This window comes from Agrobacterium rosae, assembly GCF_002915175.1.
In the GTDB taxonomy this organism is placed as follows: domain Bacteria; phylum Pseudomonadota; class Alphaproteobacteria; order Rhizobiales; family Rhizobiaceae; genus Agrobacterium; species Agrobacterium rosae.
In genome coordinates this window covers 470,172-491,136 of record NZ_NXEJ01000008.1, presented here as the reverse complement: position 1 = coordinate 491,136, position 20,965 = coordinate 470,172, and the positions used below count along the sequence as shown (strand labels likewise).

General features: G+C 57.2%; 18 protein-coding genes. 17 read left to right on the top strand and 1 reads right to left on the bottom strand.

Annotated features, from left to right (window positions below):
• Nucleotides 1–283 precede the first annotated feature (283 nt).
• The 14 genes from CPJ18_RS18015 (at nt 284) to ssuD (ending at nt 15,679) form a co-directional block, all read left to right on the top strand.
• Entirely contained in the window at nt 284–865 is a 582-nt protein-coding gene (locus tag CPJ18_RS18015) for an alpha/beta hydrolase (protein ID WP_077118315.1), read from the top strand.
• Between the two features lie 44 nt (nt 866–909).
• Entirely contained in the window at nt 910–1,974 is a 1,065-nt protein-coding gene (locus tag CPJ18_RS18010; protein ID WP_103659558.1) for an LLM class flavin-dependent oxidoreductase, read from the top strand.
• A gap of 69 nt (nt 1,975–2,043) precedes the next feature.
• Entirely contained in the window at nt 2,044–3,045 is a 1,002-nt protein-coding gene (locus CPJ18_RS18005; RefSeq protein WP_077118313.1) for an MsnO8 family LLM class oxidoreductase, read from the top strand.
• 21 nt (nt 3,046–3,066) lie between these two features.
• Nucleotides 3,067–4,410, top strand: coding sequence for an LLM class flavin-dependent oxidoreductase (locus CPJ18_RS18000; RefSeq protein ID WP_103659557.1), 1,344 nt, complete (start codon nt 3,067–3,069; stop codon nt 4,408–4,410).
• A gap of 57 nt (nt 4,411–4,467) precedes the next feature.
• Complete coding sequence (locus CPJ18_RS17995; protein ID WP_077118309.1) at nt 4,468–5,655, top strand: M20 aminoacylase family protein; 1,188 nt, start codon at nt 4,468–4,470, stop codon at nt 5,653–5,655.
• Nucleotides 5,656–5,677: 22 nt separating this feature from the next.
• The gene (locus CPJ18_RS17990; RefSeq protein WP_077118307.1) at nt 5,678–6,223 is read left to right on the top strand and encodes a GNAT family N-acetyltransferase; all 546 of its coding nucleotides are present in this window, start codon (nt 5,678–5,680) and stop codon (nt 6,221–6,223) included.
• 23 nt (nt 6,224–6,246) lie between these two features.
• Complete coding sequence (locus CPJ18_RS27475) at nt 6,247–8,052, top strand: amino acid ABC transporter permease/ATP-binding protein (protein ID WP_077118306.1); 1,806 nt, start codon at nt 6,247–6,249, stop codon at nt 8,050–8,052.
• 25 nt (nt 8,053–8,077) lie between these two features.
• Nucleotides 8,078–9,016 carry an ABC transporter substrate-binding protein gene (locus CPJ18_RS17980; RefSeq protein WP_077118304.1) on the top strand — a complete coding sequence of 313 codons (939 nt, stop codon included), beginning with the start codon at nt 8,078–8,080 and terminating at the stop codon, nt 9,014–9,016.
• A gap of 155 nt (nt 9,017–9,171) precedes the next feature.
• Nucleotides 9,172–10,044, top strand: a complete 873-nt coding sequence (locus CPJ18_RS17975) for an ABC transporter substrate-binding protein (protein ID WP_407026442.1) — start codon at nt 9,172–9,174, stop codon at nt 10,042–10,044.
• Between the two features lie 184 nt (nt 10,045–10,228).
• Complete coding sequence (locus CPJ18_RS17970; RefSeq protein WP_103659555.1) at nt 10,229–11,194, top strand: aliphatic sulfonate ABC transporter substrate-binding protein; 966 nt, start codon at nt 10,229–10,231, stop codon at nt 11,192–11,194.
• A gap of 6 nt (nt 11,195–11,200) precedes the next feature.
• A complete protein-coding gene (locus CPJ18_RS17965; RefSeq protein ID WP_077118298.1) occupies nt 11,201–12,043 on the top strand; it encodes an ABC transporter permease in 843 nt (280 codons plus the stop codon).
• Nucleotides 12,043–12,798 (top strand): ABC transporter ATP-binding protein, encoded by a 756-nt coding sequence (locus CPJ18_RS17960; protein WP_077118296.1) that lies wholly within the window; start codon nt 12,043–12,045, stop codon nt 12,796–12,798. The genes CPJ18_RS17965 and CPJ18_RS17960 overlap by 1 nt, the downstream gene beginning before the upstream one ends.
• A 226-nt stretch (nt 12,799–13,024) precedes the next feature.
• Nucleotides 13,025–14,488, top strand: coding sequence for an FAD/NAD(P)-binding protein (locus CPJ18_RS17955; protein ID WP_103659714.1), 1,464 nt, complete (start codon nt 13,025–13,027; stop codon nt 14,486–14,488).
• Between the two features lie 21 nt (nt 14,489–14,509).
• Nucleotides 14,510–15,679: an FMNH2-dependent alkanesulfonate monooxygenase gene (ssuD, locus tag CPJ18_RS17950; RefSeq protein WP_077118615.1), complete on the top strand. Its 1,170-nt coding sequence runs from the start codon at nt 14,510–14,512 to the stop codon at nt 15,677–15,679.
• Nucleotides 15,680–15,723: 44 nt separating this feature from the next.
• Here the strand turns inward: ssuD and CPJ18_RS17945 are convergent, their stop codons facing one another.
• Complete coding sequence (locus CPJ18_RS17945; RefSeq protein WP_103659713.1) at nt 15,724–17,142, bottom strand: LLM class flavin-dependent oxidoreductase; 1,419 nt, start codon at nt 17,140–17,142, stop codon at nt 15,724–15,726.
• A gap of 196 nt (nt 17,143–17,338) precedes the next feature.
• Between CPJ18_RS17945 and CPJ18_RS17940 the strand changes: the two genes are divergently transcribed.
• The 3 genes from CPJ18_RS17940 to mgrA are packed head-to-tail and all read left to right on the top strand — an operon-like array spanning nt 17,339 to nt 20,949.
• The gene (locus CPJ18_RS17940; RefSeq protein ID WP_103659554.1) at nt 17,339–18,607 is read left to right on the top strand and encodes an SfnB family sulfur acquisition oxidoreductase; all 1,269 of its coding nucleotides are present in this window, start codon (nt 17,339–17,341) and stop codon (nt 18,605–18,607) included.
• Nucleotides 18,608–18,618: 11 nt separating this feature from the next.
• Entirely contained in the window at nt 18,619–19,881 is a 1,263-nt protein-coding gene (locus tag CPJ18_RS17935; protein WP_103659553.1) for an SfnB family sulfur acquisition oxidoreductase, read from the top strand.
• Nucleotides 19,882–19,905: 24 nt separating this feature from the next.
• On the top strand, nt 19,906–20,949 hold the full coding sequence (gene mgrA / locus CPJ18_RS17930) for an L-glyceraldehyde 3-phosphate reductase (RefSeq protein ID WP_103659552.1): 1,044 nt from the start codon (nt 19,906–19,908) through the stop codon (nt 20,947–20,949).
• The last annotated feature ends 16 nt before the right edge of the window (nt 20,950–20,965 follow it).

The following is a 20,965-nucleotide window of genomic DNA, read 5'->3' as shown; positions in this document are numbered from 1 at the left end:
AGTGCGAATAGATCGAAGAGGGCGCAATGATTTCCTAGCATTACCCCTTCATATTCTCTGATGCGAATAAAATTTTTATCGAATTCCAAAATATGTGCATGATTTTCTAATATGGATAAAGCGGAGAAAAACACAGATGTGGACCTGCTTGCCGTAATTGAGCATTCTGATGTCAATAGTGAAGCGCGCTGGCAACGTCACTATTGGCTTCGCGTGACTTTGAACTGAAGATGTTGTGATCAGCTTCATTTGAGATTTTGGCGGATTGGACCAAGGAGCAGGCATGTGTACCACCTTGATCGTACCCGGTCTCAACGGGTCCGGGAGTGACCACTGGCAACACTACTGGTTGCAGGATGATTCCGGCGCTCGACTCGTCGATCAGGAAAATTGGCAATGCCCTTTTCTGGCAGACTGGTTGGAGTCGTTCGAGCAGGCGTTGGCAAACACGGATCATGCCTATGTCGTCGCCCACAGTCTCGGCTGCATTCTCGTTGCCAACATGGCCGGACGACCACTCGCCACCAAGATTAGAGGTGCTCTTCTCGTTGCTCCTGCCCAGCTTGAACGGGTAGAGGCGTTGCATCCATGCATCGTTAGTTTCGGTGAGGCTCCGATCTCGCCACTCCCGTTTCCAAGCGCTGTCATCGGCAGTGACAACGATCCTTACATGACGGCCGAAGAGCTGGAGTTGGCAAGCTCCCTATGGGGCAGCACCCATATTAATCTCGGTTCAGTCGGGCACATCAATGTTGCGAGCGGGTTTGGTCGCTGGTCGCAGGGTTACGATCTCATGGATCGCCTCAAAGGAGCGGGTTTGCCCAATCAGATAAGCCGTGTAACCGACAATCGAGCCTTTGCATAAAATATCCGTCTCCTGATGACGGGAATTCATTTTGGAGACTCACTATGCCTCTCTCCCATATTCGTCAGTTCTCGTTCCTTATTCCAGGGAATTACGATGATGATGACCCAGCCCGTGGGATGGAGGATACATTGCGGCTTTTTGAGCAGGGCGAAAAGCTGGGCTATCACACGGCTTTCGTTCGGCAACGACATCTGGAGCGGGGTATTTCGTCCGCGGCTACGTTTCTCGCTGCTGCATCACAACGCACGAAAAGAATTGGGCTTGGTACGGCTGTCATTCAGCTCGGTTACGAACACCCGTTCCGCTTGGCGGAAGATCTTGCAACGGTTGATGTGCTTTCCCATGGACGATTGAATGTCGGCGTATCCGTTGGTGCGCCACCCTTCGCGCAGTTGATTTCGGCCTATACCGACCCTGCGCCGGAGGCGGACTACAGCCATAATCGGGCGGAAAAACTAGCGGCGGCCTTGCGGTCTGCTCCACTCTCAGTGCGAACGGATGCAGGCAATGCAGCCGGGGCGCAGGTACCGCGGCTACGGCCATTTGCAAAAGGGCTGACTGATCGCCTGTGGTACGGTGGCGGTTCGCAGAGTTCAGCGCGATGGGCCGGGCAGGTGGGGTTCAATCTTCTGACCGGAAACATCGTCAGCGGCGAAAACACCGACGATTTCCTGACTGCGCAGGCAGCACTCATTACTCGTTTTCGTCATGAATGGATTCATGAGCGAGAGCCTCGAGTCGCACTTGGTCGCGTGATTTTGCCAACCGATAGCGCGGACCCACAAACCCGCCTCCGTTATAGGGAGTTCGCAGCTCAACGCGACAAGCGCACCGGTATGCCCCACGGAGACCGTCGAACTTTGTTTCTACCCGATATCGTCGGCACCACGGAAGAGATTTTCGAAACGCTTGCGCGTGACCCTGTCTTGCCACTCGTCTCCGAGTTCCGGCTTGAACTCCCTTATGAATTTCAGGCGGAAGACTATCGTCAGATCATTGACGACTTTGCCGGCGTCGTATTTCCGTCCTCACAACACACGACAGCGAGCGTTGTTAAAGCTCTTCCATCGGAAGACAATATTTTTTCCGTTCACACGCAAACGTAGAACGAACATCCTTTATTAGTTTAGTAAATCGGTAGACTAATCGGTCATCAGCAAATGGACGAGGTCACGATGTACTCTCTCAGCCTTCTGGATAAGAGCCCCATCTCCACCGATGAGAACGCTACAAACGCTTTTCGCGATACGCTTAATCTCGCAAAACGCGCAGAAGAGTTGGGATATCGCCGGTTTTGGGTGGCCGAACATCATAACTCGCCGGAATTGGCAGGATCTGCACCAGAAGCGCTCGTCGCATGGATTCTGGCGAAAACCTCTCGCATCAGAGTGGGTTCGGGTGGGGTCATGCTCCAGCACTATAGCCCCTATAAGGTAGCGGAAGTCTTTAATGTCTTGTCTTCACTAGCCCCTGGGCGGGTGGATATTGGCGTCGGAAAGACGCCGGGTGGTCTGCCGCTCGCAACATCGGCATTGCAACATGCCTATGATCCGGCACGCAAACCGGATTTCGAAACGGCATTTGCGGAACTCGATGGGCATCTGTCCGGTCCGGTTGCGGAAGGAAACGCACAGGCAGGCCTTGCTGCGACACCTGCGCCGCCTGTTGCTGCGGAAAGATTTCTGCTGGGTGCAAGTCCTGAAAGCGCAAAGCTTGCCGCATCAAAGGGTTGGAATTTTGTCTTTGCCGGTCACCTCAATGGCGATCCGGAAGTCTTGCGCTCCAGCCTTGAGACCTTCCGTACGGAAAGCGGCGGAAGGTCCGCCATTCTGGCTTTGTCGGCACTTGCGGCAAACGATCCTGCGCAGGCTGCGGCGCAGGTGGCCAATCAGCGAATTTTCCGGGTGTTTCTCAGCAATGGGAAGGCGTTCAATCTGGGTCGGCGTGAGCAGGCGGAGGAGTTCGCCCGGCAATCCGGCGATACGGATTATCGCATAGATGAACGCAAACCCAACGTGCTGCATGGCACGGCGGTCGATATCCACAGACAGCTTCACCGCCTCGCAAGTGATTACGGCATCGAGGAATTCATCATCGAGCCTCCGCATGTCGGTGCGGATCAACGACTTGCGTCAATCGAATTGCTGGCAACGCACCGCCTTTCGGCTGCCGCGTAACGGATGTCAGGAGACAGGAACATGACCAAAAAACAAGTACGTTTCGGTATCATGCTGCAAGGTGCCGGTAGCCATATGAATGCATGGCGCCATCCCAAGAGCCCGGTCGATGCCAGCGTCAATTTCCAGTTCTTCAAAGACAATGCTCTGAAGGCGGAAGCGGCGGGCATTTCCTTCGCTTTCGTGGCGGACGGGCTTTATATCAATGACAAATCCATCCCGCATTTTCTCAATCGCTTCGAGCCCCTGACGATCCTTTCGGCACTTGCCGCGGTTACCACGAAGATCGGTCTTGCCGGCACGGTGTCCACCTCCTACAGCGACCCCTTTACGGTGGCGCGGCAGTTTGCCTCTCTCGATTTGATCAGCGGTGGCAGAGCGGGTTGGAACGCTGTCACGACGCCGCTCGAGGGGACGGCCAAGAATTACAGCCGCAACCATCCTGAACACGCGCTTCGCTACGAGATAGCCGACGAATATCTCGAGGTTATCAAAGGTCTATGGGACAGCTGGGATGACGATGCCTTCACGCGCAATCGCGAAACCGGCCAGTTCTTCGATAAGGCAAAGCTGCACACGCTGGGTCACAAAGGCCGCTTCTTCTCCGTTGAGGGACCGCTGAATATTCAGCGCTCGGCGCAGGGGCAACCGGTCATCTTTCAGGCTGGTTCTTCCGAAGCGGGCATCGGCCTTGCCGGCAAACATGCGGATGCGGTTTTCACCAATTCCGCGTCTCTGGAAGAAAACCATGCGTTCCTGAAGCGGGTAAGACAAAGCGCTGTCGCGCAGGGGCGCTCCGCCTCCGACGTAAAGATATTCCCCGGCATCGGCCCGATCGTTGCCGAAACGCAAGACGAGGCCGAAAAGAAATACGACATCATCCGCAACCTCATCACCATTGATGATGCCTTGGCCTATCTCGGACGCTTCTTCGATCATCACGATTTCAGCGTCTATGATTTGGATGCGCCATTTCCGGAACTGGGCGAAATCGGCAAGAACAGTTTCCGCTCGACCACGGATCGCATCAAGCAGCGGGCGAAGGACAAGAACCAGACCCTGCGTGAAGCAGCCCTTGAGGCGGCAACGTCACGTGAAGGCTTCATCGGCACGCCCGAAAAGGTCGCAGACGAGATCATTCGCTGGGTAGAGAACGATGCTGCTGATGGCTTCATTCTGGGCTTTCCGGTGATTGCCGAAGGGCTGGATGACTTCATCCGTCTGGTCATCCCCGTTCTGCAACAGCGTGGCTATTTCGATCCGCAGCTTGAAGGCTCCACACTTCGCGATCATCTCGGTTTGCCATTCCGACAAAGCGTTTATGCCAACGAGTTAACGAATTTGGACAAAGCCATCGCCTCGTAGCTGGGTGATTTTTAAGGACGCGCGGCAGGTTTGAATGCCGCGCAGGAGATAACGATCATGAATATCCACATTGACGGCGCGCGTCCCAGTGACGACGCCGAACGGGGAATCCTTGCCTTTCAGGAGGAGAGTGTCGCGATCCGTCGGGACCTGCACCGGAACCCTGAATTGTCGCGCAAGGAAAAGCGGACCTCCAGCGTCGTGGCCCGCTACCTTCTGTCTTACGGTTATGAGGTCACGGAAGGTGTGGGTGGCTATGGCGTCGTCGCTACGCTGAAGCGCGGCACTGGCGACAAACGTATCGGCATACGGGCAGATATCGACGCGCTGCCAATCGTGGAGGAAACCGGCTTAGCCTATGCCAGCGAAAATCAAGGCGTGATGCATGCCTGCGGGCACGATGGCCACACCACGATCCTGCTGGCCGCTGCACGATATCTGGCGGAACAATCGAATTTCTCCGGCACGTTGACTCTGATTTTCCAGCCCGCCGAGGAAATCGGCGCTGGTGCGAGAGCCATGATCGCCGACCGGCTTTTCGAGCGGTTTCCGGTGGATGCGGTCTTCGGCCTTCACAATTGGCCAGGTGTTGCCACGGGTCAATTCGGCTTCGTCGAGGGGCCAGCCATGGCCTCCGTCGATAAGGCTACGATCCGCATCATCGGCAAGGGTGGCCATGGTGCGGAACCCCACGAAACCATTGACCCGGTGCTGGCATCCGCCGGTTTCATTACGGCCCTGCAGAGCATCGTGTCACGCAATGTCGACCCGCGTCAGATGGCGGTTTTGACGGTCGGATCCATTCATGGCGGTACAGCGTCCAACGTCATTCCTGAGAGCGTTGAGTTGCAAATCACGGCGCGGGCCTTCTCTGAAACTGTCCGCGAGACTTTGGAACGCAGGCTGAAAGCGCTGGCAAAAGCCCAGGCCGAAAGCTTCGGCGCGACGGCGGATGTGGATTTCCACCGCGGTTTCCCGCCGGTCTTGAATCATGTCGCACAGACGACGTTCGCGCGTGGCGTGGCAAAGCGGCATTTCCCCGCGTCGCAGATCGCTGAAGACTTTCAGCCGCGCACCGCCAGTGAAGACTTCGCATTCATGCTTCAGGAGAGGCCCGGCTCCTATCTCTTCGTCGGCAACGGGGAAAGCGCCTCACTGCACAGCCCGCATTACGATTTCAACGACGCCATCATCGCGCCGGCGGCCCGTTACTGGGTCCGCCTGGCGGAAGCCTATCTTTCCTGATCTCAACACCGGAAGCAAAATCATGAGCGACAGTTTTCTCTATACATCTGTTCTCGACCCGCTCGCACAGCCGCTGCTGGACGAATTGCTGTTCGAATATGACAGCCGTTACGGTACGTTTTTCAATGCGGAAGGTGCCAAAGCGGAGTTGAGCAAATATCCGCCTGAAGCCTTCAGCCCGCCCTATGGCAATTTCCTGCTTCTGTTGCGGGATGGAAAAGCCATCGGCGGCGGTGCCTTCATGCGCCACGATGACGACACGGCGGAGTTCAAACGCGTCTGGACACATTCCGCCCATCGCCGTCAGGGGCTGGCGAAAAAGGTGTTGGTCGAGCTTGAACGTCAGGCCATTCGGCAGGGATATGCCCGGATTTATCTGACCACGGGTTTCCGTCAGCCGGAAGCCGTGGGCCTCTATCTCTCCAATGGTTACAGGGCGCTGTTCGACACCACGGCAGACCCGCAAACCATCAAATCCTTGCCCTTCGAAAAGTGGCTCTCCGTTGCGCCAACGGCATCGTCCTTTGACACCGCGATAACACCCCGTGCCGTGAGCCATCACGCATAGATCAGCTCTGAAAGGCTCGCCTCATGACCATCGCGTCCGATTTTCCGCACGTGGCAGTGAACGAACGAAAGGTAGCGCCAATCAAGGGCGATTATTCGCACTTTCGCATCGTTCCCGCCCGTTATCCGCTGCGCACCTTTGGCACGATCGCATCCGTCGTCATCATCGCGGCAGTTCTGAATTCCGTATTCGGCAATCCACGCTGGGGTTGGGATGTATTTGCAGAATGGTTCTTTGCCGAGCCTGTGCTTGTCGGCCTTGGTAGGACGCTGCTCCTTACCGTTCTGGGTGCCTTCTTCGGCTTCGTGCTTGGAACGGTTCTGGCGCTGGCACGGGTGTCCGGCTCACCACTGCTGGTCGCCATCTCCTGGACCTATATCTGGATATTCAGATCCATCCCGCTGATCGTTCTGCTGCTGATCCTCAACAATCTCGGTTATCTCTACGAAACCATCACGATTGGCGTGCCTTACACGGGCATCAATTTCTTCAGCTGGAATACCACCCAACTGATGACGCCGTTTGCGGCAGCGGTCATCGGCCTTACCTTGAATGCGGGTGCGTTTTCCTCTGAGATCGTGCGTGGCGGTATTTTGTCCGTCGAGCAGGGCCAGCTAGAAGCGGCAGCATCGCTCGGTCTGCCGCGCCGCAGACAGTTTTCGAAGATCATTCTGCCGCAGGCCATGCGCACCATTTTGCCCAATGGTTTCAATGAAATCATCCTAATGGCGAAAGGCACGTCGCAGGTCTATATTCTTGCCCTGCCGGAACTGTTTTATACGATTCAGATCATCTATCGCCGTAATCTGGAAGTCATTCCGCTGCTGATGGTGGCGACAGTCTGGTATCTCATCATCCTGACCGTTCTCTCCGTTATCCAGCATCACATCGAGCGGCATTTCTCTCGCGGCGCGCTGCGCAATCCGCCGCCATCCTTTTTCAATACGCTGTATCGCACCGTTTGGCCACGCTCAGCTGTGAGTGAAGCCAGTGAGAGAATTGACGCGGCTAAGGAGATATTGGAACGCCCGGTCGCTGTTCGCTCAGGCAGCTTCCAACTCGGAAACCGAGGCGGCAACGTCACCATCCATGGGGTTTCGAAATCCTTCGGTTCTCTCAAGGTGCTGAAGGATGTCACCCTCACGGTGCCGGCAGGCAGCGTCACCGCCATTCTCGGCCAATCCGGCTCCGGCAAATCTACCCTGCTGCGATCAATCAATCATCTGGAACGGGTGGATGACGGTTTCATCGCTGTTGATGGCGAACTGGTCGGTTATCACCAGAAGGGCGATACGCTCTACGAGTTGAAAGAAAAGGACATCCTCAAACGCCGCGTCGAGGTCGGCATGGTGTTCCAGAGTTTCAATCTCTTTCCGCATCTGACCGTTCTGGAAAACATCATCGAAGCACCTGTGACCGTGCGTGGTATTTCCAGAACTCAGGCGGAAGCGGAAGCGCGCGACCTGTTGGCTCGCGTCGGCCTGGCGGAAAAGGCGGGCGCATACCCCCGCCAACTCTCCGGTGGCCAGCAGCAACGCGTTGCCATTGCCCGTGCGCTAGCCTTGCGGCCCAAGGTTCTTCTGTTCGACGAGCCCACGTCTGCGCTCGATCCTGAACTCGTCAATGAAGTGCTCGATGTCATCAAGGAACTCGCCCGCTCCGGCGTCACCCTCATCATCGTCACCCACGAAATCGGCTTTGCCCGGGAAGTCGCCGATACGGTCGTCTTCATGGAGCAGGGCAGGATACTGGAGACGGGAACACCGGAGAAGGTTTTGACCAAGCCAGACCATCCCCGCACAGCCGAGTTTCTTGCAAAAGTGCTATAAAATTCAAACAATAAGGAAACATTCAATGATTTCTAAATCGATATTGCTGTCTGCTATCAGTGGCGGGTTGATCACCGCGTTTCTCTCCTTCGGGCAAGCGGCGCATGCACAGGAAATCGACCTCTCGCCGGAGCAGAAAGGTCGCGTTCGTGTTGAGAAGGTGGAAGAGGCCGCAAAACTCATTCCAGCCGATTTCAAGTTTGTCACGCCGGGCAAGCTGACTGTGGCCACCAATCCATCGCGCTTGCCGCTGGGGGATTATGCCAATGACGCGAAGACGCCAATTGGCAGCGAGCCGGATATTGCCCAACTCGTGGCTGACAGCCTGGGCCTTCAGCTCGAACTGATACCGGTTGCCTGGGCCGACTGGCCGCTCGGTCTCGTGTCAGGAAAATTCGATGCCGTTATCTCCAACGTCACCGTCACCGAAGCGCGCAAGGAGAAGTTCGATTTTTCCAGCTATCGCAACGATCTGCTCGGCTTTTACGTCGCGGCTGACAGCAAGGTGACCAGCATTACCAAGCCGGAGGAAATCGCAGGGCTGAAAGTCATCGTCAGCGCGGCCACCAATCAGGAACAAATCCTGCTGGAATGGATCGAGCAGAACAAGGCCAAGGGTCTGGCGCCCACCGACGTGCAATATTACGACGATCAGGCGGTGCTTGATCTCGCCTTGCAGTCCGGTCGCGCAGACGTCTATCTCGGCCCCAACGCCACATCGGCCTATCAGGCGGCGACGATCAAGAAAACCAAACTCGTTGGCACATTCTCCGGTGGTTGGCCTGAATCGGCGGAAATCGCCGTCGCGACGAAAAAAGGCTCCGGCATCGATGCGGCAATTACCGCTGGGCTGAATGCGCAGATCAAGAACGGCAATTACACCAAGATTCTTGCCCGCTGGAACCTCGCCTCAGAAGCGATCACGGAATCACGCACCAACCCGCCCGGTCTGCCGAAAAGCTGAGTTGAGAGGCAACTCACTCAGCCGGTGGCGCAGGCATCCTCCCGCCCGCGCCACCCTCTATCCAACGTTTTTCAAACGAAAGTATCGTCATGACACTCGCATTGGGTTTTCGATCAGTTCTCGCCAGCTTGGCGTTGGTATCCCTCAGCGCTGGCATGGCATGTGCTGCCGGTGATGTCTTTGATTTGTCGCCCGAACAACCGGGTCGTATCCGTGTCGAAAAAGTTGCCGATGCCACTGCGGCCATTCCGAAAGACTTCGAATTCGTAACGCCTGGCAAATTCACAGTCGCCGTGTCAGCCGGGGGGCCACCACTCGCCACCTATGCGACTGATGCGAAAACCGTGGTGGGGGCAGATCCTGATTATGCCTCGGCTATCGCGGATAGCCTTGGCCTGGAGCTTGAACTCGTTCCGGTCGCTTGGGCGGATTGGCCGTTGGGTCTGGTATCTGGAAAATACGACGCCGTGATTTCAAACGTTGGCGTAACCGAGCAGCGGAAGGAGAAATTCGATTTCTCGACCTATCGCCAGGGTCTGCACGGTTTTTTCGTAAAAGTAGATAGTGGCATTACATCGATAAAGGAGCCAAAGGATGCGGCCGGGCTTCGCATCATCGTGGCCGCAGGCACCAATCAGGAGCGGATTCTCCTCAAATGGAGCGATGAGAATGTTGCCGCAGGATTGAAGCCCATCGAGCTGCAATATTACGACGACGAGGCGACGCGGATCATCGCTCTTTCCGCCGGACGCGCTGATGTCATCGTGCAGCCCCATGCTCAACTGGTGTTCATAGCGGCACGCGACAAAACCATCAAACGTGTCGGCACGCTTGCTGCCGGTTGGCCGGAGAGATCCGACGTGGCGATCACAACGCGAAAAGGGTCCGGTCTGGCGGATGCGCTAACGCTGGCGACCAATGATCTGATCAAAAACGGTGCTTACGCAAAGATTTTGGAGCACTGGCAACTTTCGGAAGAAGCCCTGCCAGAATCGCGAACCAACCCGCCCGGCCTGCCGAAGACGTGAGCCGCAGGATGCTGAAACTGACGATCAGTCAAATGCGTGGAACGCTGCTTCGAGATATTCCGACTACGCGAGCCCATTGTAACAGGGTCGATATTCCTCTCCGCGCCTGAAATTTGGAAAGCAAGCGGATTACAAACGAGATGAATTTGCCGGAGATTATACCATCTAATTTGGAGATCGAGATATGAGATCATTGATTGCGTCGGCGCTGGGTGCACTGGCAGGACTGGTGGCACTGGGGCAGGCCCATGCAGCAGACATTTCGGAAATCCGTATCGACTGGGCAACCTACAATCCGGTCAGTCTCGTGCTCAAAAATGATGGACTGCTGGAGAAGGAGTTCGAAAAGGACGGGATCAAGATCACCTGGGTTCAGTCCGCCGGCTCCAACAAGGCGCTTGAATTCCTCAATGCCAGTTCGCTCGACTTCGGTTCTACGGCAGGTGCCGCAGCGCTGATCGGACGCATCAACGGCAACCCCATCAAATCCGTCTATGTCTACTCCAAGCCGGAATGGACGGCATTGGTGACCCGTAAGGATACGGGCATCACTAAGGTCGAAGAGCTGAAAGGCAAGTCAATTGCGGTCACGCGCGGCACCGATCCACATATTTTCCTGGTTCGCGCGCTTGCCGATGCGGGCCTGACCGAAAAGGATGTGACGCTCGTGCTGCTTCAGCATGCCGATGGCCGTCTGGCGTTGAAGCGCGGTGATGTGGATGCCTGGGCCGGTCTCGACCCGATCATGGCATCTGCCGAAATCGAGGACGGTGACGTGCTGTTCCATCGCAACGCTGCCAACAATACCTGGGGCGTGTTGAACGTTCGCGAAGAGTTTGCCAAGGAAAACCCCGAAATCGTCAAGCGTGTACTGGCAGCTTACGAGCGTGCTCGTGAAGAAGCCCGCAAGGACCCGGCAAAGCTGAAGGCCGCATTGGTGGCAGCGACGAAACTACCGGATGCGGTGATCGCCCGTCAGCTGAAGCGCACCGATCTCAGCCAGTCGAAAATCGGCGATGAACAGCGCGACACCATTGAAGCGGCGGGTGTTGCGCTGCAAAAGGCCGGCGTTGTGAAGGCGGATGTCGACGTGAAAGGCAATGTATCAAGCCTGATCGACGCAAGCTACGCACCGGCACCGGGCCAGTAACGCATCATGGCTCTGCTGGATACAGTGCTGTCGAGGCGGCAAGCTGACATCGGCAAACGTCAGAACCGGCAGCGCCGACTGTCGGTGCTCGACCATCCACTGGTGGGCATCGTGTTTCCAGTGGTCGTCATTATAGGCTGGGAGTTTCTTGTCCGTGCTGGTCTGGTCGGTGGACGGCTTATGCCGCCGCCGTCGAGAATACTGGCCACGGTGCAGGAACTGCTGGTCTCCGGCGAACTCCTGACCCATATCTGGGTTACCCTCAAACGGGTTCTGTTCGGCTTTGCTCTTGGTGCTGCGGCGGGCACTGTTCTTGGCGCACTCACCGGTTTTCTGCCGAGGCTCGCACGGATCCTCGATCCCACGCTGCAAGCGTTGCGCGCCATTCCCTCCATCGCCTGGGTGCCGCTCTTCATCCTCTGGTTCGGCATTTTCGAAGCCTCTAAGATTGCCCTGATCGGCGTTGGCGTGTTTTTCCCCGTCTATCTCGGTGTTTACGGTGCCGTCGTCGGCGTCGATCGGCGGATTGTCGAGGTGGGACGCGTTTACCGTCTTTCCGGCTTCGATCTCGTGCGGCGGATTTTGCTGCCCTCTATTCTGCCCGACTACGTGCTGGCGCTCAGGTCTGGTCTGGGTCTTGGCTGGATGTTCGTTGTGGCGGCCGAGTTCATGGGCGCATCTGAGGGGCTTGGTTATCTGCTGGTGGATGGCCAGCAACTGGGCAAACCAGACCAGATTCTCGCCGCCATCCTTATCTTTGCTCTTGTCGGCAAGGCAACCGATACTATTCTCATTCTGGCGACGGCGCCTTTCCTGCGCTGGCAGGATACGCATGGCGGAACCGCCTGATGCTGGATATTCGCAATCTCTCAAAGGTCTATCCCAACGGAACGCATGCGCTCCATGCATTCTCTCTGACTGTTCGCGAAGGAGAGGTCGTTGCCGTCATCGGTGGCTCCGGGTGCGGCAAGAGCACGCTTCTGCGCCTGCTTTCAGGCCTGGAACGACCGAGCCAGGGCGGAATACGCCTGAACGACAAGCGCCTCGAAGAACCGGACCCGCTGGTAAACATCGTTTTTCAGGAACCTCGACTGTTCCCCTGGCTAACGGTTGCCGACAATATCGGCTTCGGTTTGCGTGCCCTCGATGCTGAACAGCGGCGCGGCCGGATACAAAAAGCGCTGAAGCAGATCGGTCTTTCCGGCTATGAAGCACGCTGGATCAAGGAGCTTTCAGGCGGACAGGCTCAACGCGTCGCGCTGGCGCGAGCACTTGTTACCAAACCCTCCGTCCTTTTGCTGGATGAGCCATTTTCTGCACTGGACGCCATGACGCGTGCCGACCTGCAAGACCATCTGGTGGATTTGTGGAGCGAAGCCGGGTCCACCATGCTGCTCGTGACCCATGACATCGAGGAAGCCATCATCATGGCGGATCGCATCATCGTCATGAAACCCTTTCCGGGACGTATCCTTCAAGAGGTTAAGGTGGACATACCGCGCAAGCGTGACCGGACATCGCTGGCCTTTGCTTCTCTTCGCAAACATCTTTCAGAGCTTCTGGCGCTTTCGCTTTCAGAGGGCAAACATGCGTTGCCTGTGTGAGGGTGCGGAAAGCGCCAGTGGTGCAGTTTGCTACCCCAGCGCCATCCCGGAGTTAAAGCTTTCACGGTTCTACCCGTAAATGGAAAACTTATGCAACTGAATTTATTGACGATAATTCCGTCTGAGGCGACAATCGGGCTGAATTTTTCGCGTTCATGGAGAAACCCTGTGCCGGATGCGCATCCGTTCCTCAATTCCAGAGATCGGCATCGTTTTGGAGCGTGACATGTCCTCAGCTTCTGAGTTGCCGGTCGTCGCTGTTATCGGTGGTGGATTCAGCGGTGCCGCATTCGCGCTTCATCTGAGCGCGCTCAGCGCAGGCAAAGTGGGCATCGTGGTGTTCGAGCCTCGAAGCCGTCTAGGCGCAGGCCTTGCCTACAGTACGGCGGAACCCGCACACCGCATCAACGTGCCGGCCGGGCGGATGTCTCTTTATCCGGACGATCCTGAAAGCTTCCTGCGCTATCTCGCGACGACCGATGAACACGCGACGGATGCGGCACTCATTGGACGCGATGGCCAACCCTATCCGCGCCGCCATGTCTTCGGGGACTATGTCGAGGCAGAAATCGCACCGCTATTGTCATCTGGCGCTGTGGAGCATCGTAAAGCCGAGGTCGTTTCAATCGTGCCTTCAGGGGAGGATTGGGACATCGCTGATAGCCAAAATGGTGCGTTGCGCGCGCAGTTCGTGGTGCTGGCGGTCAGCCACCCGGCACCGGGATTGCTGCGGCCGTTGCTGCCTTTCAAAGATCACCCGAAGCTCGTTGCTGACGTTACCGTGCCAGCAGCACTCGCCCCGATCGCCACCGAAGACCATGTGCTGATCCTTGGAAACGGGCTGACGGCCGCAGACGTGGTGGCAGCCTTGGAAAAGCGCGGACATAGGGGCAAGATCACATCCGTCTCCCGTCGGGGTCTCCGTTCGCGGGGACACGCACCGGCGGCGCAGGAGCCCTTCGGTGATTTCTCATCAAAGCCCTCTTTGCGCGCCTCTGCCCTGTTGCGCGTTATTCGCCGCAGCATTGAAGAGGCCAAGGCCGATGGGCTGACGTGGCATGCTGTTCTTGATGCCGTGCGCGGGCAGGCCTTCGCCATTTGGCGTGCGCTGCCGGTGGCGGAACGTCGTCGCATCGTGCGGCTGGCTCGCCCGTTCTGGGATGCGCATCGTTTCCGCATCGCGCCGCAGGTGGAGGACGCGCTTGACCGAGCCATTGCCGAGGACCGTTTGGCTATCGCCGCGGCGAGGCTGAAACGGGTGGTGCCGGAGGGAAACGGCTTTCGCGTGATACTTTCGCCGCGGCATATGCCGGATGATCAAGAGCAAATCTTCGATGCCATCGTGGTGACGACCGGTCCGGCCCATGAGGGGATTTTGCAATCCCAACCCTTTTTGGCGGCTCTGGCCGAAGCTGGACATCTCAGCCTTTGCAAGACCGGCCTTGGGATCGCTTGTGATCTCGATGCCCGTGTCCTCGGCAATCATGGCGCACCCACTGATAACCTTTTCGTTGCTGGTCCTCTCGCACGTGGCACGTTCGGAGAACTCATGGGGCTTCCTCAAGTGACCGAACACGCTGTGTTCGTGGCGCAACAGGTGGCGTCAGCTCTCCAATCTGCCGGCACGCCCCTGCCGGAAGCGCCACTTTACCCAAATCTGGATCCAAATTTTTGCCGTCTGGCGGTTTAATCGACAAGAAGGATGCCCACCATGCCCAACACAAAACAGCCTCTCGATTTCCTATGGTTCATCCCAACCTCCGGGGACGGCTCCTATCTCGGTTCGGACGACCTTGCCCGTGCCTCCGACCCCGGCTATTTCCGCGAGATCGCCCAGGCGGTGGATCGCCTCGGCTATTCGGGCGTACTGATCCCGACCGGGGTGGCCTGCGAGGAATCCTTCATTCTCGCCGCCAATCTGGCCGCATATACGGAAAATCTCAAATTCCTCGTTGCCATCCGTCCGGGCGTTGCATCTCCCGCTTATTATGCACGTCTTGCCGCAACGCTGGACCGCGTTTCGAATGGTAGGCTTCTTCTCAATATCGTGGTTGGCGGTAGTGCGCAGGAACTGGCAGGCGACGGCGTCTTCCTGCCGCATGACGAACGTTACGCGCATGCCGACGAGTTCTTTCAGGTGTTCAACACCTTGATCGAAACCGGAAGCGCGCATCTGGAAGGCAAATATATTCAGGCACACAACGCCCAACTTGGCCTTCCACCGGTTCAGGAGCCGCGTCCGCCGATCTATTTCGGCGGCTCGTCCGATGCGGCCATCGATTTTTCGGCTGGCATCATCGACAAATATCTCACTTGGGGCGAACCGCCGGCACAGGTGGCAGAAAAGGTGGCGAAAGTGCGCAAGGCCGCCGCCGCAGTCGGTCGCGACGTTTCCTTCGGCATCCGCCTGCATTTCATCGTGCGGGAAACCGACGAGGAAGCATGGGAGGCCGCAGATCAGCTGATATCGAAACTTTCGGATGAAACCATTGCCGCCGCGCAGGAGGTCTTTGCCAAGAACTCCGATTCCGTTGGGCAAGCGCGCATGGTCGCGCTCCATGGCGGACGCCGCGACAAGCTGGAAGTATCGCCGAACCTTTGGGCAGGTATAGGACTTGTTCGTTCCGGTGCCGGTACGGCATTGGTCGGCTCACCGAAGACCATCGCGGCGCGTCTGCGTGAATATCAGGACATCGGCATCGATACGGTGATCGCCTCCGGCTATCCGCATCTGGAAGAAGCCTATCGCGTCTCGGAACTGCTTTTCCCTGAAATCGGCCTGGGCGGTCCCCGCAACCAGATCCGTTCTTCATTCGGAAAGCCGCAGGTGTTTGGCGGCGGTGGCCATGGCGGCAACGTCAAGGTCGCCTCCGGCTCCTGATGAGCGAAAATCGGCATGGCCATCGTCTGGCCATGCCGCTGGTCCTATGAAACAATCGCTTTCGGCTGGAGGGAAATCAATGCGGCCTCCTCGCGTTTGAACGTTTCAATATCGCGGTACCGATCTGCGGGGTGGTTTGCAGGTAGATAGTCACCATCGCCAAACAGCTTTTCGCGCAATGTGCCGGGCTTGTAAGCGGTGGGATAAACGCCGCGTTTTTGAAGTTCGGGGACGATATAGCCGACGACATCCTCGAAACTGTCAGGCGTTACCGCATAGGCGAGATTGAAGCCGTCAACATCGGTATCATCGACCCATTCCTGCAAAATATCGGCGATGCGGGACGGAGAGCCGACGAAGACCGGACCAAGTCCACCGATGCCGCCGAACTTCGCCAGCTCATCGATCGTCCAGGATTTGTCGCCACCCGCGACATGCTCGACAAAGGAATGAATGGCATTGGTTTCGATCTTCTTGACCGTATCCGTTGGCGCATATTGCCCGAAATCGATGCCGCTCCAGCCGGACATGAAGACCAACGAGCCGTCGTAGGATACGAACTTCTGATACTCCTCGAATTTCTTTTGAGCCTTTTCGTCGGTCTCATCGGTGATGATAGTGATGAGCGTGTAAATATAGACCTTCTTCGGGTCGCGCCCGGCTTCCGCCACGCGTTTGCGCATATCGGCTACATGGGCTTTGAGCACCGACTTTGTCGGGGCCGCCACGAAGATACACTCGGCCTGTTCCGCCGCAAAGGCCTTGCCCGGCCCGGACGCACCCGCCTGATAGAGAACCGGCGTGCGCTGCGGTGACGGTTCGCTCAGGTGATAGCCGGGAACGTCGAAATATTTGCCCTTATGGCCGATTTCGTGGACCTTGGATGGGTCGGTGAAGATGCGCTTCTCGCGGTTACGCAAAACCGCACCCTCTTCCCAACTGCCTTCGAAGAGTTTGTAGAGCACCTCGACATATTCAGCAGCAACCTCGTAGCGATTGTCGTGGCGGCGCAAACCGCCTTCGCCGATGTTTTTGGCACCGCTTTCAAGGTAGGAGGTGACGATGTTCCAGCCAATGCGGCCCTTGGTGTGGTGGTCGGCGGTGGAGAGCCTGCGGGCAAAGGTGTAGGGATGCTCGAAGGACGTGGAGGCCGTTATGCCGATGCCCAGATGCTCGGTCGCAAGCGCGATGGGTGCCGCCAGTTGCAGCGGATCGTTGACGGGAATTTGCGCTGCCTGGTGAATGGCGTGGTAGTTTGAGCCCTTGTAGACATCGTAATAGCCGATCACGTCGGCGATGAAGATGCCATCGAAGATGCCGCGTTCCAGCGTGCGGGCCAGGTCCTGCCAGTAATCCAGATCCTTGTATGTCCATGATTTATCACGCGGATGTGCCCACAGACCGGGGGATTGGTGGCCAACGCAGCTCATATCGAACGCATTGAAACGGATGGGTTTGCTCATCATCGACTCCACAATTTTGTCCCGCGACGATACGGGCTGGCGGCGATGAAGAGAAAGAGCGTCCATACCCTGTATCGACACGGAGGAAGAAAAAGCTTTCACATATTATTACATTAAAGACATAGAATAACTTTCAAGAACGCGCGCCTGTGCGATGCTCTGCCACGCCGATTTAACCCGTTTGTGAGGCATCTGCATGGGCACGATTTCCGAGACCAAAATCGATTACAACATCCACCCGCGCGTCAATTCCGCAGACCCTGTAGCGCCGAGACCGCGCCCTTCGGTTCCAGCCCATATTATCAGCTCCGACGCCGAGGCCATCGAGATTGCCGAGCGTCTTGCGGAAAAGTTCAAGGTGGGTGCTGCGCTGCGTGACCGGGAAGGGCTTTTGCCCGTGACGGAGCTGGATGATTATTCGCAAAGCGGTCTGTGGAGCATGAATGTACCGAAGGACTATGGCGGGCCGGAAGTGTCCTATGCCACGCTTGCCAAGGTTATCGCCACGATAGCGGCGGCCGACCCGGCCATTGCACAGACGACCCAAAACCATCTTGCAATCATCGCAACGGTCGATCTGGATGGGACGGAGGAGCAGAAGAAGCTGTTCTTCGGTTGGGCGCTTCAGGGTCTTCGCTACGGCAACGCCTTTTCCGAACTGAAGAGCAAGACGGTGGCCGATTTCGAAACCAGGGTGGTTCACGATGGCAATGATGTCATCGTCAACGGTGAAAAGTTTTACACGACGGGCGCGTTGCTGGCCCACATCGTCCCCATCGTTGGTGTCGATGATACCGGCCAAGGCTATCTCGTCTTTGCCGACCGGGATGCACCGGGACTGACCGTGACCAACAATTGGTCGAGCTTTGGCCAGCGCACCACGGCGTCTGGATCGGTGAAGATCGAGAATGTGCGTGTGCCAAAAGCGCGGGCGTTGAAGGTGACCTCCTTCGACCACCCGACTGTCGGCGGCCCCGTGTCACAGATCATCCAATCAGCTATCGATGCCGGTATTGCGCGTGGCACGATTGACGACACGATTTCATTTATCAACACCTACAGCCGTCCTTGGATCGACAGCGGCAAGCAAAAGGCAAGCGAGGATTTGTTCACGATTGCAGCGATCGGCGATCTGAAGATCAAGCTGCATGCGGCCGAGGCACTGCTAGAAATCGCAGGGCGCAGCATCGACATCGCCAGGGCTAATTCCACGCTGGAAACGGTATCCGAAGCGACGATCAAGACGGGCGAATCCAAGGTTCTGACCACGGAAATTGCCATTCTGTCGACCAACAAACTGTTCGAACTGGCGGGAACGCGCTCGACACTTGCCGAGCATGGACTTGACCGCCACTGGCGCAATGCCCGCGTTCATACGCTGCATGATCCTGTCCGGTGGAAGTTTTACCATGTCGGCAATTATTACCTCAACGGTGCGCACCCGCCGCGCCACGCCTGGAACTGAGGTTCGATGACATGACGACAACGGACCGAACGCTGCATCGGCAGGCCGCATTGACGGCGGGCAGACCAGCGCCGCACGTGCCAACACGGCAAAAGCTTGCGCACATCATCGAGAGCGATGACGAGGCTATCGCAGTCGCCAAAGAGTTGGCCCGCGAGTTTGCCGTGGGTGCAGCGGAACGCGACCGGGAGCGGCGTCTACCGCTGGCGGAGATCGAGCGCTTCTCGCAAAGCGGCCTCTGGGCCATCACCTTGCCGAAACAATATGGCGGGGCTGAGGTGTCCGCGGTGACGCTGGCAGAGGTGACCGCTATCATATCGGCTGCCGATGGCAGTATCGGCCAGATACCGCAGAACCATTTCTACATGGTGGAAGCGCTGCGGCTTGCAGGCAGTGAAGAACAGAAGACGCATTATTTCCAGCGTGTTCTGGATGGTGACCGGCTGGGCAATGCCTTCACCGAAATCGGCACCAAAACGCCGGTCGATTACAAGACGCATTTCGCAGACAGAGATGGAAAGCTGCTGCTCAACGGGCAGAAGTTTTATTCCACCGGCTCGCTTTTCGCTCACATCATCGTTGCCGTTGCCAAGGGACCGGACGAGCGCGTGAACATCGTTTTCATCGACCGCTCGACGCCAGGCCTCAACCTTATCGATGACTGGACCTCGTTTGGCCAGCGCACCACCGGCAGCGGCACCGTGACCTTTGACGATGTAGAGATCACACCGTTTCAGGTGGTTGATCAGCAAGGCGTGTTTGAACGGCCGACGACCATGGGGCCGTTTGCGCAGATCATTCATGCTGCGGTTCAGGTGGGCATCGCCCGTGGTGCGCTGTCCGAAACAGTTTCTTACGTTCGCGCCCATGCCCGCCCGTTCTTCGAACTGGACATCGAGCATGGATACGAGGACCCGCACACCATCCACTCTGTGGGCGATGTCGCGATCCGGGTGCACGCAGCCGATGCCTTGCTCGCAAGGGCGGGTCGCATTCTCGATGAGGCCACGGCTTCACCGAATGAAAAAACCATCGCGGCAGCCTCCATTGCGGTGGCGGAAGTGAAGGCGTTGGGAACGGAAGTCGCGCAATTGGCCTCGACCAAACTCATCGAACTCGGCGGCGCGCGCTCGACGCTGGAAAGCTATGGCCTCGATCGCTTCTGGCGCAATTCCCGGACGCATTCGCTGCATGATCCGGTCCGCTGGAAATACCACCATATCGGCAATTTCTATCTCAACGGCACCCTGCCACCGCGCCACGGCGCCATCTGATTTATCACTCTCAGGACAGACAGCATGACATACCTTCCCAAACCCGACCGCTACGAAGAGGCCACATTTCGCCGGACAGGACGCAGCGGGCTCAAACTGCCGCCCATCTCCCTGGGTCTCTGGCACAATTTCGGCAATACGACGCAACTCGAAACGCAGCGCTCGATCCTGTTCAAAGCCTTCGATCTGGGTATCACCCATTTCGATCTCGCCAACAATTACGGCCCGCCCGCTGGAAGTGCCGAAATCAACTTCGGCAATATTCTCAAGCAGGATCTTGCCGCCTATCGTGACGAGTTGATCATCTCCACCAAGGCCGGATGGGATATGTGGCCGGGGCCGTATGGCCGCGGAGGCGGGTCGAAGAAAGCCTTGCTCTCCAGCCTCGACCAGAGCCTGAAACGGCTGGGGGTGGAGTATGTCGATATCTTCTATTCCCACCGTTTCGATGCCGAGACACCTTTGGAAGAAACAGCGGATGCGCTGGCGCAGGCCGTGCGGCAGGGCAAGGCACTTTATGTCGGCGTGTCCTCCTATTCCGGTGCAAAGACGCGCGAGATTGCAGCGCTTTTGAAGGACGGCGGTACGCCGCTGCTCATCAATCAACCAGCTTACAATCTGTTCAACCGCTGGGTTGAGAAAGACCTGCTGGATGCCACCGATGAAGTTGGTGCAGGCGTGATCGCCTTTACGCCATTGGCGCAGGGGTTGTTGACCAACAAATATCTGAACGGAATTCCGCAGGATGCCCGCGTCAACCGCCCCGGTGGGGATTTCCTGCGGCCCGAGCATTTGAAGGAAGAGAATATCAAGCGGGCGCAAGCACTCAACGAAATCGCGCAGAGACGCGGCCAATCATTGGCGCAGTTTGCCATCGCCTGGGTTCTGCGAGACAAGCGCGTGACGTCTGCCTTGATCGGCGCGAGCTCGGCAAAACAGGTCGAGGAAAATGTCGCGGCGCTGAAAAATCCGTATTTCACGGCGGATGAGCTTGCCGAGATCGATCGCTATGCGGTGGAGGGCGGCATCAACCTGTGGGAAAAACCATCTCACGACGAAGCGGTCTAATGTCCAACGCATGCCC

Coding starts and splice junctions, on each gene's coding strand:
- CPJ18_RS18000 (WP_103659557.1), top strand. CDS start 3,067: ATGACCAAAAAACAAGTACGTTTCGGTATCATGCTGCAAGGTGCCGGT.
- CPJ18_RS17935 (WP_103659553.1), top strand. CDS start 18,619: ATGACGACAACGGACCGAACGCTGCATCGGCAGGCCGCATTGACGGCG.
- CPJ18_RS17955 (WP_103659714.1), top strand. CDS start 13,025: ATGTCCTCAGCTTCTGAGTTGCCGGTCGTCGCTGTTATCGGTGGTGGA.
- CPJ18_RS17965 (WP_077118298.1), top strand. CDS start 11,201: ATGGCTCTGCTGGATACAGTGCTGTCGAGGCGGCAAGCTGACATCGGC.
- CPJ18_RS18010 (WP_103659558.1), top strand. CDS start 910: ATGCCTCTCTCCCATATTCGTCAGTTCTCGTTCCTTATTCCAGGGAAT.
- CPJ18_RS17970 (WP_103659555.1), top strand. CDS start 10,229: ATGAGATCATTGATTGCGTCGGCGCTGGGTGCACTGGCAGGACTGGTG.
- CPJ18_RS18005 (WP_077118313.1), top strand. CDS start 2,044: ATGTACTCTCTCAGCCTTCTGGATAAGAGCCCCATCTCCACCGATGAG.
- CPJ18_RS17945 (WP_103659713.1), bottom strand. CDS start 17,142: ATGAGCAAACCCATCCGTTTCAATGCGTTCGATATGAGCTGCGTTGGC.
- CPJ18_RS17960 (WP_077118296.1), top strand. CDS start 12,043: ATGCTGGATATTCGCAATCTCTCAAAGGTCTATCCCAACGGAACGCAT.
- CPJ18_RS17980 (WP_077118304.1), top strand. CDS start 8,078: ATGATTTCTAAATCGATATTGCTGTCTGCTATCAGTGGCGGGTTGATC.
- CPJ18_RS17975 (WP_407026442.1), top strand. CDS start 9,172: ATGGCATGTGCTGCCGGTGATGTCTTTGATTTGTCGCCCGAACAACCG.
- CPJ18_RS27475 (WP_077118306.1), top strand. CDS start 6,247: ATGACCATCGCGTCCGATTTTCCGCACGTGGCAGTGAACGAACGAAAG.
- CPJ18_RS17940 (WP_103659554.1), top strand. CDS start 17,339: ATGGGCACGATTTCCGAGACCAAAATCGATTACAACATCCACCCGCGC.
- mgrA (WP_103659552.1), top strand. CDS start 19,906: ATGACATACCTTCCCAAACCCGACCGCTACGAAGAGGCCACATTTCGC.
- CPJ18_RS17995 (WP_077118309.1), top strand. CDS start 4,468: ATGAATATCCACATTGACGGCGCGCGTCCCAGTGACGACGCCGAACGG.
- ssuD (WP_077118615.1), top strand. CDS start 14,510: ATGCCCAACACAAAACAGCCTCTCGATTTCCTATGGTTCATCCCAACC.
- CPJ18_RS17990 (WP_077118307.1), top strand. CDS start 5,678: ATGAGCGACAGTTTTCTCTATACATCTGTTCTCGACCCGCTCGCACAG.
- CPJ18_RS18015 (WP_077118315.1), top strand. CDS start 284: ATGTGTACCACCTTGATCGTACCCGGTCTCAACGGGTCCGGGAGTGAC.